The sequence below is a fragment of the Pseudomonas sp. UBA6753 genome, from assembly GCF_002453565.1.
GTDB classification, from domain to species: Bacteria; Pseudomonadota; Gammaproteobacteria; order Pseudomonadales; family Pseudomonadaceae; genus Aquipseudomonas; species Aquipseudomonas putida_Z.
In genome coordinates, this window is record NZ_DKHD01000046.1 from 62,110 (window position 1) to 75,242 (window position 13,133).

Annotated in this window: 11 protein-coding genes; 6 read left to right on the plus strand and 5 right to left on the minus strand. The window is 64.6% G+C overall.

Annotated features, from left to right (window positions below; all coding sequences use genetic code 11):
* Window positions 1-209 precede the first annotated feature (209 nt).
* On the minus strand, window positions 210-2,525 hold the full coding sequence (locus B2790_RS18815; protein WP_286919467.1) for an acylase: 2,316 nt from the start codon (window positions 2,523-2,525) through the stop codon (window positions 210-212).
* Between the two features lie 195 nt (window positions 2,526-2,720).
* Between B2790_RS18815 and B2790_RS18820 the strand changes: the two genes are divergently transcribed.
* Window positions 2,721-3,095, plus strand: coding sequence for a fe2+ zn2+ uptake regulation protein (locus B2790_RS18820; RefSeq protein WP_137163786.1), 375 nt, complete (start codon window positions 2,721-2,723; stop codon window positions 3,093-3,095).
* A gap of 36 nt (window positions 3,096-3,131) precedes the next feature.
* Here B2790_RS18820 and B2790_RS18825 read toward each other — a convergent pair whose 3' ends face one another.
* The gene (locus B2790_RS18825) at window positions 3,132-3,320 is read right to left on the minus strand and encodes a hypothetical protein (RefSeq protein WP_003248064.1); all 189 of its coding nucleotides are present in this window, start codon (window positions 3,318-3,320) and stop codon (window positions 3,132-3,134) included.
* 151 nt (window positions 3,321-3,471) lie between these two features.
* On the opposite strand from B2790_RS18825, the gene B2790_RS18830 reads away from it, so the two are divergent.
* From B2790_RS18830 to B2790_RS18845, 4 genes are all read left to right on the plus strand, one after another.
* Window positions 3,472-3,930 (plus strand): hypothetical protein, encoded by a 459-nt coding sequence (locus B2790_RS18830; RefSeq protein WP_286919468.1) that lies wholly within the window; start codon window positions 3,472-3,474, stop codon window positions 3,928-3,930.
* A gap of 251 nt (window positions 3,931-4,181) precedes the next feature.
* Complete coding sequence (locus B2790_RS18835) at window positions 4,182-4,562, plus strand: Mor transcription activator family protein (protein ID WP_046616589.1); 381 nt, start codon at window positions 4,182-4,184, stop codon at window positions 4,560-4,562.
* Between the two features lie 64 nt (window positions 4,563-4,626).
* Window positions 4,627-5,286: a DUF2589 domain-containing protein gene (locus B2790_RS18840; RefSeq protein ID WP_286919469.1), complete on the plus strand. Its 660-nt coding sequence runs from the start codon at window positions 4,627-4,629 to the stop codon at window positions 5,284-5,286.
* Between the two features lie 75 nt (window positions 5,287-5,361).
* Window positions 5,362-5,916 carry a DUF2589 domain-containing protein gene (locus B2790_RS18845; RefSeq protein WP_075045093.1) on the plus strand — a complete coding sequence of 185 codons (555 nt, stop codon included), beginning with the start codon at window positions 5,362-5,364 and terminating at the stop codon, window positions 5,914-5,916.
* Between the two features lie 19 nt (window positions 5,917-5,935).
* Here the strand turns inward: B2790_RS18845 and B2790_RS18850 are convergent, their stop codons facing one another.
* Genes B2790_RS18850 through B2790_RS18860 form a run of 3 tightly spaced genes read right to left on the minus strand, consistent with a single transcriptional unit; the run spans window position 5,936 to window position 12,052 of the window.
* A complete protein-coding gene (locus B2790_RS18850) occupies window positions 5,936-9,610 on the minus strand; it encodes a translocation/assembly module TamB domain-containing protein (RefSeq protein WP_286919470.1) in 3,675 nt (1,224 codons plus the stop codon).
* On the minus strand, window positions 9,607-11,349 hold the full coding sequence (locus tag B2790_RS18855; protein WP_286919471.1) for an autotransporter assembly complex protein TamA: 1,743 nt from the start codon (window positions 11,347-11,349) through the stop codon (window positions 9,607-9,609). Before B2790_RS18855 ends, B2790_RS18850 begins: the two co-directional genes overlap by 4 nt.
* A 52-nt stretch (window positions 11,350-11,401) precedes the next feature.
* On the minus strand, window positions 11,402-12,052 hold the full coding sequence (locus B2790_RS18860) for a GNAT family N-acetyltransferase (RefSeq protein ID WP_286919472.1): 651 nt from the start codon (window positions 12,050-12,052) through the stop codon (window positions 11,402-11,404).
* 132 nt (window positions 12,053-12,184) lie between these two features.
* Here B2790_RS18860 and xthA point away from each other — a divergent pair, with 132 nt between their 5' ends.
* A complete protein-coding gene (gene xthA / locus B2790_RS18865; protein ID WP_025338931.1) occupies window positions 12,185-12,997 on the plus strand; it encodes an exodeoxyribonuclease III in 813 nt (270 codons plus the stop codon).
* The last annotated feature ends 136 nt before the right edge of the window (window positions 12,998-13,133 follow it).

The following is a 13,133-nucleotide window of genomic DNA, read 5'->3' on the forward strand; positions in this document are numbered from 1 at the left end:
GTCGCAGGTAGCTGGTACCACTGACCACCAGCCGCTTGCCCTGCCCGTGCGGCAAGGGTTTCAGCTGGCGTCGTTCGAGTTTTCCTGACCGACCGAGTCGCCTTCTTCGCGGGTAAACCCGCTCCCACAGGTATCGTGCCGCTTGCAGCCCTGGTGCAGTACCTGTGGGAGCGGGTTTACCCGCGAAGAGGCAGGCACAGGCTAACGCCTCAAGGCCGGCTGACCACCGCCCCCTTGTCCCGCTCACTGATCACTACTAACCGATACTCCGGGTCAGCCTTGATCTGTGCCTCGGTAAACGGAATCACGGCCAGTTGCCCGGCCGCAAAAGCCTTGGTCTGGTCACCGGCATGCACCGAAGCTGCTTCACTCGACTGGGAAAACGCCAACAGCCCACGGGCCTGCGGCCCCTTGTCGGTAAAGCTGACCAGTTGCAGGTAGCTGGTACCACTCACCACCAGCCGCTTGCCCTGCCCGTGCGGCACGCTGTAGATCGCGTTGTACACGCCCAACGCCTGCGGGCCACCCGGCACCGGCGTGCCATCGCTCGCCTGTTGCACCTGCCCCCAGCGCGCCTCCCCTGCCATGCCGCTGTCACGCACCTGCTTGAGCGACGCCAGCGCGGCGTGGTGCAGCAGCTTGCGCACGGCCGCCTGCTCTACCGCCAGCCCGCGCGGGGTGTGCTGCGGGTCGGCCGGGTCGAAGGCCACCCGCCAGCTTTCCGGGTGCTCGGCCAGGGCATCGAACAGGTTCTGGAAATGCACCAGGCCAATGCCGCTGTCCAGGTCAGCCTTGCCATTCCAGGCCGCCAGACTGCTGCATACCGCCCGCACATCCGCATCGGCGCCCTTGCACCACTGCAGCAGGTCAGGCAGTAGCAGGCTGGCCAGGTAGACCTCGTCATCGGTCACCATGCGCTGCAGGTCATCAACGCCCAGGCGGGCCTTACCCTGCAGGCGTTGCAGGGCAAAGCGGCCACGCATGCCCAGCGGCTGGTCACTGCGGCTGACCAGCGGCGAGTAACCGGTCAGCGGCTGCGCCGGGTTGGCCATCCAGGCCGGGTCGTTGGAGTTCTGCACGAAATCCTCGCGCTCCAGGCTCGGCAGCAGCCGCGCAGGGAAGATCCCCGGCTGCGCGGCCTGCGCATCGATCTTCCACTGGCACGCGCTGCGTGAGCCATCCAGTACCACCAGGCGCCCTTGTGCCTGCGGGTTGCTGCACGCACTCAGCAGTTGCTGATCCACATATGGCACCACTGACTGGTTCAGGTACAAGGCCTTGCCTGCCGGGTCCACCGCCAGTGTGTTGACCCAGGGAATACCCTGCAGCTGTTCGATCGAGCCTTTCAACGTAGCCAGGCTGTCGGCACGGTTGATCTGGTACCACTGCTGCAACACCCGAGTGTTCTCGAGGTTGGCGTCGCGCAAGCTGTAGGCAGCATGCGCATCCCAGTCCAGGCGACCCGGCCATTGCACCACCGGGCCGAACTGCGAACTGTAGACCTGGCGCTGTACCTGGCTCAGGCTGCCATCCTCGGCCTTGACCGCAACGCTGACGGTTTGCCGGGCCAGCGGCAGCGACTTGCCATCGAGCAGGTAGCGGGTTGGGTCCTTGGGGTCGAGTTGCAGGCGGTACAGGGTGAAGTGCTTCGATGTGTCGACGGTGTGCGTCCAGGCCAGATGCTGGTTGAAACCGATGTTGACCACCGGCAGGCCCGGCAGTGCCGCCCCCATCACATCGAGCTGGCCGGGAATGGTCAGCTGCATCTGGTAGAAGCGCATGCCCCCCATCCACGGGAAGTGCGGGTTGGCCAGCAACAGGCCGCGGCCATTGGCCGAACGTTGCGCCCCGACGGCCACCGCATTGCTACCGCGTTCCGTGGCAAAACGCTGCTGCATGGCCAGCGCCGCGGCAAACCCTGCCGGCGCCTGCTGGCTGGCCAGCGTTGGTGGTTGCGCCCCCGCCAGCGCTTCGACGAACTGCCCGACACCGCCTTCGGCGAGCAGTCGACGGGTCAGCTTGACCAGGTCCTCGCTGCTGATCGGCCGCAGCCACTCGCCGTTGCCACATTCGGCAGGCAACCCCTGGCTGCGGCGCTCGGCCAGCGCCCGGTTGTAGCCGCTGGCATAACCTGCCAGCAGCGCCTGTACTGGCGCGGGCTGCGCCTGCAAGAACGCATCGACTGCCGCCGGCGTGTTGAGCCAGGCGAAGAACACATCGCTGGCCAGGTTGTCACGCTGTTCCAGGGTCTTGCCCTTGGCACCGAAGTAGCGTGAGCGCTCGCCACTGACGGTCAGCACTTCATTGGCCAGCAGGCACAGGTTGTCCTGGGCGTAGGCGTAGCCGATGCCATAGCCCAGGCCTCGCTCGTCCTTGGCCACGATGTGCGGCACCCCGTAACTGGTTCGGCGAATCTGCGCACTGGCATCGGCGGCGGCAGACTGCAGCGGCGCTGCGCCGACGCTGAAGGCTACCAGGGCGGCAGCCAGGCCAGCGCAAGTCATGGGACGGGAAAGTGGAAACACGGGCACTCCTCGGGTTCGGGGGTCATCCCGATCAGACGAATGGCCACATGAAAATTTTACGTATTACCAGCCAATGGAACGTCTTGAACAGAACCAGGCTTTTTTTTGCGCGTGGGCTGCAGTTTTTCCGTTCTCATTCGTCCTAGTAAGTGAGGCACCCAAATTTCGGGTTCGTCCACGAAAAGGAGCATTCACATGTACAACCCGCAACCCTCGATCCAGGCTGGGCGCGTCCCAGGCAAAGCGCCCAGGGAACAGGACGTTTTGGCTGACGAACGCATCGGCAACGAACAGATCCGCGAGCTGTTGCGCAGTTTCGGCCTGCGTACCAGCCTGATCCGCCTCAAGGTCATCGATGCCTTGCACGCCGCCGACCGCAATGGCCGCAGCATTGGCGTGCGCGGCGTGCACGCGCAACTGGAACAGCTGGATATCCCGCTGTCGTTCCTCAGCGTGCGCGAAGTGCTCAAGCGGCTGTGCAGCGAGGGCGTCATCCAGCTGGGCAGCGACAAATGCTACAGCCTCGACCCGCAGGCGCGCGCCGTGCTGGAGCGAACGCCTGTGCGCTGAGCGCATGGCCGGCCATGACTGGCCGGCCCGCCAGGATCAGGGCTTGACCTTGCGCCGCAGGATGCCGTTGATCACCACGACCACCACGGCGATGGCAATGGCCAGCATCTGGAAGGTCTGCTCACTGATCGTGCCCTGCTTCTGCAGGTGGGACAGGCCCAGCATCAGGCCCAGTACCACCAGGATGATCAGAAGGGAATATTTGAGGCGCTGCACGTGTGTCATCGAAGGTTCCTTGCAACATCAGGGGCAAATGGCTCGCAACGAGCCGCGGCAATGATACAACGGCCACCGGCCCCGGCGCTGCATTTCCTGCTGGGTGGGGCGGCGCCTGCCTGAAAGCATGGGGCTCCCAAGCACCCATGCCGGAGGCACCATGTACAAACCCCTTCTGTTCGCGTCGCTATTGCTGACACCCTTTTCCCTTCATGCGCTGGACACCCGCCAGACCTCGGCCGAGCAACTGTTCGAACTGGGCCGCGAACTGGCTGCCCAAGCTGGCGCCAGCCAATGGCAACAACTGTGGCAGCGCGTGCGCCAGGCCGGTTACCTGCAGGCAAAAGGTGCGTCGGTGCATTTCAGTGTCCCCCTGGCGCAACTGCCCGAGCTGGCCCGGCAAACCCTGGCTCAGGCCGACCAGGTACAAGCGCAGCAGCAGACCCAGGCACTGTACCGCCGCAGCTTTGCCGACCAGGTCATCGGCCACCGTGACGGCCAGCCGCTACATGCGCTGTGCCTGCTGGTCGATTGGCGCACGCTGCCACAAGGCATGCGCGACTCCCCCCAGGCCTATCTGCGCAGCGCCAGCCTGCTGAGCAGCTATCCGTGCGATTGAGGGGTACCACACCCAACGCGCTGCGCAGGGAGTGGCCTGATGGGAAATCACCCGCCACAGCCAAATGTTGAAGCCATGTCCTACAACGCCGGATATCGCTGCCTGCAAAACCTGTTCGCGGAAGCTACAAGCCCCAACCCATATGGCGCCTAGCGACATGCCTCGGCTGTCACAGAAAATCCAGCCACACCTTCGACATAACGCCGCTGGTGATCGGTTAGCACAGCCCATCCGTCCCGAAGGAGCGCCATATGCAACTGCCAGACTTGAGCCACATCGATATCAGCCAACTGCCCCACTCGCTGCAGGCCCTGATCGACTGCATCGGCATCGACAACGCCTACCAGCTGACCTGCGCCTATGGCGGCAGGCCCAAGTACATCCCCAAGCACCGCGAGCGCACCAAGCTTGCCGACGTGTTGCCGGCCGAAGCGCTCGACGCACTGATCAAGCGCTTTGCCGGTGTCGCCCTGGAAATTCCCAAGGCTGACCATTTCATGCGCCAGTTGCGCAACCTGCAGATCCAGAAGGAAAGCGCCAGCGGCTTGTCTCGCAGCCTGCTCGCTGACAAGTACGGCCTGAGCCTGCGCCAGATCGGCAACATCCGCCGCCAGGAACATTGCGCGCGCTGAAGCCCAGGCATCGTGACCACGATTGATAGCCACGTTTTTAATTCAACCAGAAGAGAACCCAGCAATGTCGATAGATAACAGCCTCATCGGTTCCGTAATCAATGCCTTGCCGATGGACCGCATGATCGCAGGCCCCCTGCAGGCCATGGTCCAGGCCCAGGTCACCGCCAGTAAATCCTACGCCGACTTCCTGATGCAGGTGTGCGTCCAGGACGGCAAGGCCGTGGCCATCCAGTTCGATTACGACGAGACCATCGTTGACGAACAAGGCGAATACAAGGGCGTGGTCAGCAAGACCATGAAAGTGCCGCTGGTGGCGGCAATCACCCACCCGAACATCTCCATCGAAGAAGGTAACGTCGAGTTCGAGCTGGTCATCAACCAGATGTCGGAAGACGTTTCCAGCAAGGACATGAACGTCGAGGCAAGCGGCTCGCTGGGCTGGGGGCCGTTCAGGCTCAACGTGAAAGGCAGCGTCAGCCACAAGTCCACGCAAACCCGCAAGACCGATACTCGAGCCCGATACGCCTTCAACACGACCTTGAAACGCCAGGACCCGCCTGAAGCGATGATGCGGGTGATCGACTTCCTGACCGACGCCGCGACAAAGCCGACCGTGGTCAAGACCGCCACACTGGAAAGCCAGGACTTGATTTCCCAGGCCGATACCTTGAAGAACCCTGCGGCCGACGGCGCTCCGGCTCTCGGCGCCGCTACCTCTTGAGGCGCACCTCCCCGCCCCGAACAGCCCTCCTGACCAGCAACAGGGGGGCACCACCTGGCCTGAGGAGTCGAAGCATTGGATAAATCCCCCGCCCCCATGACTTCCATCGACCTGCGAGAAATCACCCGTGGCCTGCAGGAAGCCGCCAGTGCTACCAACAGCCTGATCGCGCAGCAGTACATCAACCTGTTCGACCAGTTCTTCGAATGCGACACCGAAGCGTTGGGCGCGCCCATGAAAGCCAAGATGGTCGAGGTGGCCATGGACGGCCAGCACATCATGCGCGTACCGCTGTTCGCGCTGGTGTCGCCCAAGGGCCTGGCCCTCGAGCGCATGCAGGTCGACCTTTCGGTAAGGGTCAAAGGCACCGAAGCACAGCAGGCACTGCTGACCGCAGGCGAGAACAAGGCGGCCAGCTTCAAGGTCACCATCGGTGGCCAAAGCCGTCAGGGCGACAACCGTGACCCCGATGAAGTGCAGATCCGCATGCAGTTCCAGGCCAGCGAACCACCAGAAGCCCTCAACCGGCTGATCGAGGAATACACCAGCCTGATCATCCCGGTACGGGCCCCCACCCCGCCGCCCTCGCCCGACACCAATGAGTTCATCGAGGCGGCCATCGTCCGTTGACGGCCGCCCCCGCGACGGCTCAGAAGTCGCGCTTGTAGAAAATGTCCAGTGAGCTGGCCAGCCCGCTGGCAGCCTCGAGGTACACCTTCTTGCTCAATTTGTAACGCAATGCAATGGTGTTCGCAGGCTCGAACACCCCCACCCCATAGCGCAGGCTCAGCTTCTCGGTGAGGTTGCCGCTGGCGACCACGCTGGTGGTATTGCCCGAACCTTCGGTGTCCAGCTGGAAGTCGTCGATACCCAGGCTCGAGGCCAGGCTGCCGGTGATACCGGCGCTACCCGCCAGGCCCAGGCCCAAGGCCGCTTCGGCAAGCATGTTGTTGTCTTCGCCGGACGCGCCCAGAGGCCGCCCCAGTACCAGGTACGACAGCGCCTGCTCCTGGCTCATGGCCGGCTCCGAGAACACTTTGCTGGTGGGCTGCTCGGCACTGCCGCTCAGGCGGATACCGGCAATCACGTCGTCGACCTTGCGGATCGCTTCAATGTCCAGGTACGGCTGGTCGATCGGGCCTGCGAACAGCAGCCGCGCACGGCGGATGGTCAAACGCTGGCCGTAGGCACGGTAGCGGCCGTCGGCCAGGCTCAGCTCGCCACGGGTGTCGAGGTTGTCGCCGATGTGCACATGGCCGAGCAGGTTGGCCTTGAGGCCAAAGCCACTGAACGAAAGCTTGTCGCGGCCCACTTCGACATCGATGTCCATGGCCATCGCCATGGGTGGCTTGCCCTCTTCGGTCTGGTGGCCGACGATCACCGTGTCATCCGAGACCTTGACGGTGGACGGTGGCAGCTCGCGTACAGTGATCGTGCCCTTGGGCACCTGTACCTTGCCGGTCACCGCCAGCTTGTCGTCGATCAGGCGCAAGGTCAGGTCCGGGGCAACTTCCAGCGTCGCATAGGGTTCGACCGTGACGGGCAGTTGCTGGCCCTGCAGACGCAGGTCCATGCCCAAGGCCTGGCCCCAGGTGAGGTTGCCATTCAACTGGCCACGCCCCACCTCGCCACTGCGCCAGCCGCCATTGAGCTGTACCTGCTCGCCGGCAATAAATGCCTGCAATGACAGGTCCTCGAGGCTGACCGGCAGCTCGGCACCGCTGACTTCGCCACCGCTGAGCATCAGGTTGCCGTTGACCTGCGGCGCCAGCAAGGTGCCCGACAGCCGGCCACTGCCATTGAGCTGCCCGGCCAGGCGCTCGACCATAGGCACGAACGGGCGCGCCACCGACAGGTCGAGGCCGGCCAGGCGAAAATCACCCGACAGCGGTTTGTTCTTGCCCAGTGGATCGAGGCGGGTGTTGACGTTCAGCTCGCCCAGGCGCTCGCCGCGGAACGCCAGGCGGGTATCGATGCGCCTTGGCGCCAGCGTGCTGTCCAGGCGCAGGGCCTGGTACGGGAAGTCGACCCAGCGGTCCTTGTCGCGCACGCGCAGGGTACCGCCACTGGCGTCGACGACGATGTTGCCCTTGGGGCCGCTGGCCGGGATATCCAGATTGATGTCGGCATTGAGCAGGCCCTGCCAGGCGAAGTCCTTCGGCAGCCACTGGGCCAGGCTGTCCAGCGGGAACTGCTTGAGGTGGTAGCGCAAGCGTGGCTCGGGGGCCAGACGCTGGTCGTCGCCACACAAGCTGGCCTGGCCGGAACGCCAGCAGTGCGCAGCAAAGTCCAGTTGGCCGCTGGCCAGCCGCTGCACGCGCGCTGGTGCCTGCAACTGCCAGTCCTGGCCGCCGGCCTGGATCCGCCCACTGGCCAGGCGCCCACGCCAGTCACCCTTGTTCAACTGGCCGTCCAGCCCGAGCTCGAGCTTGAGCTGCGGGCCGTCCAGCGCCAGGGTCAACGCTTGCTGGCGAATGTCGCCTTTGCCGTGGGCCTGCAAGGTGCCCAATGCCGTGTCACCCAGGTGAATGCCGCTGGCCTTGAGTTCGATCACGCCGCGCTGGGCGTTGTCCAGGCGGGCATCCAGGTCCAGCTGCTGCAAGCGGTTTTCCGCCTGGGCCAGCCGCTGGCCCTGCAGGGTCAGCGTACCTTGCGGGGCCTGCAAGGTGCCGGCGACGTCCAGCCGGCCCTTGACCTGGCCCTGCAACCTTGGCCACAACTGACCCAGGCGCGGCAGGTCGAGGTCGACCCGCCCGGCCAGGCGCTGCTGCAGGCTGCCACTGCCATTGATGCGGTTGTCCCCCAGCTGGATTGCCAGGGCGCCCAAGGTCCAGCTCTGCCCTGCCCCCTGGGCCTCGACCTTGAGCATTGCCGGCTGGCCGCGCAGGCGGCCTTTCAGGTCAAGCTGGGCATCGAGGCTCAGGGCGTCGCCTTTCATCTCGCCTTTGCTGCGCAGCGGCCCCGCCAGGGTACCCGGCAGCTCGGCCAGCCAATAGGCCGGGTCGAGCGCCGACAACTGCAGGTCGACATCCCATGCCAGGGTGTCGGCAAAGCGCACGGCGACACTGCCGGCAGCCTTGCCTTGCCCGGCGCTCAGCGCCAACTGCGGCAGCTTCACCTGGCTCAGGTCTCCTTCGAACGGGCTGGCCAGGCTGAACGCGCCGGCCGGGCCATCCAGGTCGCCATTGAAGGTGCCCTGGTAGTTGCCATCGCGATAATGCACCTGGGCCATGAGCCGCTTGAGGGTAACCTCGGGCGGCGTCTCCAGTTGATACAGGCGCAGCCACGGAAAGTCCTGCCAGTCCAATTGGGCGTCGGCGACCAGGCCTTGCTGCCAGTCAGCCGTGGCTTGCAACTTGACCCGCTGGGTATCGCTGGCGTTCAGGTCCAGGGCATCGAGCCTGGCGCCTTTGCTGTCGACCAGCCCGGACAACAACAAGGCGATCGGCGACTGCTCGGCCGGCAGGCTGGCCGATCCCGACAGTTGATAGCCCTTGAGCAAGTCGCCCCGGGCGTCGAGCTTGAGCTGGTTGAACTGCACGGTGTCGGGCAACGAGGCGGCCGGCTTGAATGCTTCGGAGCGGATCTGCAAGGTCGCTGGCAGGTGCTCGGCCAACGCCTGCAATTGCCCGTTCAACGTGGCGTCAAGGTAACCACTGCTGGTGCCGGCGAGTTTCAGGGTTTTCTGCAGCTCGCCGGTGGCGGTCAGCGCCAGCTGCCAAGGTTTGCCGTCCACCGCTGGCAGTTGCAGCTGCGCCTGGAGTTGCACCGGCCAGTCAGCTTCGGGCTGCAGGTCGCCCTGCAGGTTCAATTGCAGGTCATCGCGCTGCAGGTGCAGGCTGTCGATGCGCAGCCCGGTATTGGTCCAGTGCGCCGCCAGTTGCAAGTCGCCAAGCAGGTCGCTGCCATCCAGGCGCAACTGGCCAACCTTGACCTCACCCAGTTCGATGGCCAGCGGCAAGCGCAGGGCTGGCAACTGCAGCGGGCCACTGTCGGCCGATTCGGCGCTGGGCGCAAAGGCCATGTCGATGCGCTGTGCCTGCAACTGGTCAATGCACAAGGTAGAGCGCAGCAGGCATGCCGGCGACCAGGCCAGCAGCGGTGCCTGCACCTCTACCGTGCTGCCGGCATCGGCCCAGCTCAGCCGGCTGGCTTGCCAGCTACCGGCCAGGCGGCCCTGGAAGTCAGCCACCTCAAGCCCGGGCACCTTGCCCAGCACCCAGCGGCTGCCGGCCTCGGTCCCCAGCAGCAGGCCGAGTACCAGGCCCAGGCTTGCGGTTACCCCGAGCAGGCCCGCCAGAATGTACTTGATCACGCGTTTCACAGCTCAGGCCCCATGGAAAAGTGCAGGCGAATTCCCCCTTCATCATCCAGCGCCTTGGCCAGGTCCAGGCGCAGCGGCCCGACCGGCGACACCCAGCGCACGCCAAAACCGACACCGGTCTTGAGGCTTGGCAGCTCCAGGTCGTTGAACGAGTTGCCCTGGTCGACGAAGGTTGCCAGCCGCCACTTTTCGGTCAGCGAATACTGGTACTCGACACTGCCGGCGACCAGGTAGCGCCCGCCAATGCGGTCGCCGTCGCTGTTCTTCGGTGACAGGGTCTGGTAGTCATAGCCACGCACGCTCTGGTCGCCACCGGCGAAGAAGCGCAGCGACGGCGGAATGTTGTTCTTGAAGCCATTGGTCGCGCTGCCACCGAACTGCACCCGGCCGAGCAAGCGGTGGTCATGGCCAAGCGTGGTCAGGCCCTTGAGCAGCACGTTGCCATGCAGCAGGTTGGTGTCCGAGACCAGCCCTTCCTTGGCCACCTGTACATCGAACTGCAGGCGGTAGCCGTTATGCGGGTCGATGCGGTTGTCACTGCGCAGGAAGGAGTAGCTCACCCCCGGCATCAGCAGGTTGCTCAGCCCGGAGTCATCACCCAGGCGGTACTCCTCGCGCTGGTACTTGAGGGAAATCACCCGCTGCCAGCCGCTTGGCAGCTTGCTGTGCCACTCGGGGCCCACCGTCAGCAGTTTGCTGAGGGTGTCGGTGCCGGCAATTTCTTCGTTCTGGTAGCCGCCGGCAAAGCGCAACTTGTCGGTCAGCGGCGGGTCGAGGGGGATGTCGTACCAAAGGCCGACGTTCTGCCGGGGCGCCGACAGTTCGGTTTCCCAACCGTAGCTATGGCCCTGCGGGTTGACCCAGTGGCGGGTCCAGTTGGCCTTGCCGCGTGGCCCGACGTCAGTCGAGAAGCCCAGGCCCAGGCCCATGGTGCGCGGCTTGCGGGTTTCCAGGCGGACATCCACGGGGATTTCTTCGCCCACGGCGGCGGTGGGCGCCGCATCCACGCGCACGCCTTCGAAGTAACCGCTCGATTGCAGGTCGTTGTTCAGCTCGGCGATCAGTTCCGAGTCGTAAGGTGTACCCGGCTTGAACGAGACCATGCGCTGCAGCAGGTCGTCGTCCAGCGGTGTGTCGCCACCAAATGTGACGGCGCCCAGGTGATAGCGCGGGCCGCTCTGGTAGACCAGTTCGATATCGGCCACACCCGCCTGGGGGTCGACCGCCAGGCGCTGGCGGCTGAAGCGCCCACTGAAGAAGCCATAGCGCGACGCCTGGTTCTGGATCAGCCGCTTGGCATCTTCGTAATGGCCGTGGTTGAGTTGTTCGCCCGCGCGCAGGGCCTTGCTGTCGGGCACGCGAAAGGCCTTCATCTCGCTGGCGGGGCCTTCGATGCGTAGGGTCACGTTGCGCAGGCGAATCGGCTCGCCGGGGTCGATGGTGATGATCAGTTGCGGGGAACGGTCAGCCTCGCTGGCGGGCTTGACCTCTGTGTCGATCTGCGCCTGGTAGTAGCCAAGTGCCTGCGCGGCTTTGCGCGCCTGCTCCTGGGCGCCGCGACTGAAGCGCAGCAGCGCTTCTTCATCGCGGTCGCCAAGGGAACCGATATAGCCTTCGACATTGGCCTTGAGCGCCTTGTTGGCCGGTTTGACCTTCACCAGCAACTCGCTCTGGCCCCATGCTGCGAAACTGGCGACCCAGATAACCAGGCCCCAGGTCAATCTTCCTGAATACGTCATGCGGCGCATGCTACCAGAGCCGGGCGCTCAAGGGAGCCGCCGTGCCGTCTGCTCAGGCAAAAGCAGAATTGGAAGAGACCGGATTGGGATGGAAGAACACCCTCTCACGGATTGGTCCTACAGCCACCTCGCCAATTTCCTCATAACCCTGGCGCTGGTAAAAGGCCAGGTAGTGCTCGTTGCCGGTGTCCAGCACCACACCCTTGGTACCAGGGTCATCTGCGCACCAGTCATGCACAGCTTGTAACAATTGCTCGCCGTAGTGCTTGCCCTGAAATTGCGGGTGCACGCCCAACAGCGGCAGCACATGCACCTCGTCGGTGGGCAGGCAGGTGGCCAGGGCGGCCTGGTAGTCCATGTAACGGCGCGTACAGCGCAGGCCGGTGCCCATCATCATGCGCAGGCGCCAGGCCCAGCTGTCGGCCACGCCCAGCCGGCGCAGCGGCGGCACGATCAGGGCCAGGGCGATCAGGCGGTCCTCCACCAGCAGGCCGATGGCGGGCAGTTGCAAGTAGAAGTGCTGGCGTACCCACTCGCGCACCATCACCCGCAGGCGCCGCTCGTAGCCTGGGCGCTGGGCCTCGAAGATATAGGCGAATGTAGGTTCGTGACGGTAGGCGTTATACAGCAGCGAACGCGCCTCGCGGCTGTAGCCGTCATCGAGCAGGCAGACACGGGCCGGAGTGGCAGTGGTTTCGGGCATTGCGGGCAGTCCTCCTGGAATGGGCTTACAGTGCCCTGGAAAGGACGTTAGCAGCAGGCTCCCGAAGCCGCCATGCTGGTGATGGCAAGCGATGTCGGCTAGCATCGCGCCTTTTACCGGGATTATCTTTCCATGAAGATCGTCTGTTTCAACATCAACGGCCTGCGGGCCCGCCCGCACCAGCTGGCGGCGCTGATCGAAAAGCACCAGCCGGACGTGATCGGCCTGCAGGAAACCAAGGTCAGCGACGATCAGTTCCCGCTGGCCGACGTGCAGGCACTGGGCTACCACGTGCATTACCACGGCCAGAAAGGCCACTATGGCGTGGCCCTGCTGTCGCGCCAGGCACCGCTGAGCCTGCACAAGGGCTTTGCCAGCGATGAAGAAGACGCCCAGCGCCGCTTCATCTGGGGCACCTTCGCCGATGCCGATGGCAACCCGATCACCATCATGAACGGCTACTTCCCCCAGGGTGAAAGCCGCGACCACCCCACCAAGTTCCCTGCCAAGCAGCGCTTCTACAGCGACCTGCAGGCGCTGCTGGAAGGCCAGTTCCGCAACGACCAGCCACTGCTGGTGATGGGCGACATGAATATCTCGCCGCAGGACTGCGACATCGGCATCGGCCCGGACAACGCCAAGCGCTGGCTCAAGACCGGCAAGTGCAGCTTCCTGCCGGAAGAGCGCGAGTGGATGGAACGTTTGAAAGGCTGGGGCCTGGTGGACAGTTTCCGCCACCTGTACCCGGAAGTTTCCGACCGCTTCAGCTGGTTCGACTACCGCAGCCGTGGCTTCGAGGACGAACCCAAGCGCGGCCTGCGCATCGACCTGATCATGGCCTCGCAGCACCTGGTGCCGCGGATCAAGGCGGCGGGTGTGGACTATGAACTGCGCGGGATGGAAAAGCCGTCGGACCATGCGCCGATCTGGCTGGAATTGAGCTGATCACCAGCTGAACGCACAGCACCTGCAGGAGCGGCCTTGTGTCGCGATAGGGCCGCATGGCGGCCCCAGGATGTCAGCTTCGATGCACAAATTGCTGGGGCCGCGTTGCGGCCCTATCGCGACACAAGGCCGCTCC

Coding starts and splice junctions, on each gene's coding strand:
- B2790_RS18820 (WP_137163786.1), top strand. CDS start 2,721: ATGTACAACCCGCAACCCTCGATCCAGGCTGGGCGCGTCCCAGGCAAA.
- B2790_RS18825 (WP_003248064.1), bottom strand. CDS start 3,320: ATGACACACGTGCAGCGCCTCAAATATTCCCTTCTGATCATCCTGGTG.
- B2790_RS18830 (WP_286919468.1), top strand. CDS start 3,472: ATGTACAAACCCCTTCTGTTCGCGTCGCTATTGCTGACACCCTTTTCC.
- B2790_RS18835 (WP_046616589.1), top strand. CDS start 4,182: ATGCAACTGCCAGACTTGAGCCACATCGATATCAGCCAACTGCCCCAC.
- B2790_RS18840 (WP_286919469.1), top strand. CDS start 4,627: ATGTCGATAGATAACAGCCTCATCGGTTCCGTAATCAATGCCTTGCCG.
- B2790_RS18855 (WP_286919471.1), bottom strand. CDS start 11,349: ATGACGTATTCAGGAAGATTGACCTGGGGCCTGGTTATCTGGGTCGCC.
- B2790_RS18860 (WP_286919472.1), bottom strand. CDS start 12,052: ATGCCCGAAACCACTGCCACTCCGGCCCGTGTCTGCCTGCTCGATGAC.
- xthA (WP_025338931.1), top strand. CDS start 12,185: ATGAAGATCGTCTGTTTCAACATCAACGGCCTGCGGGCCCGCCCGCAC.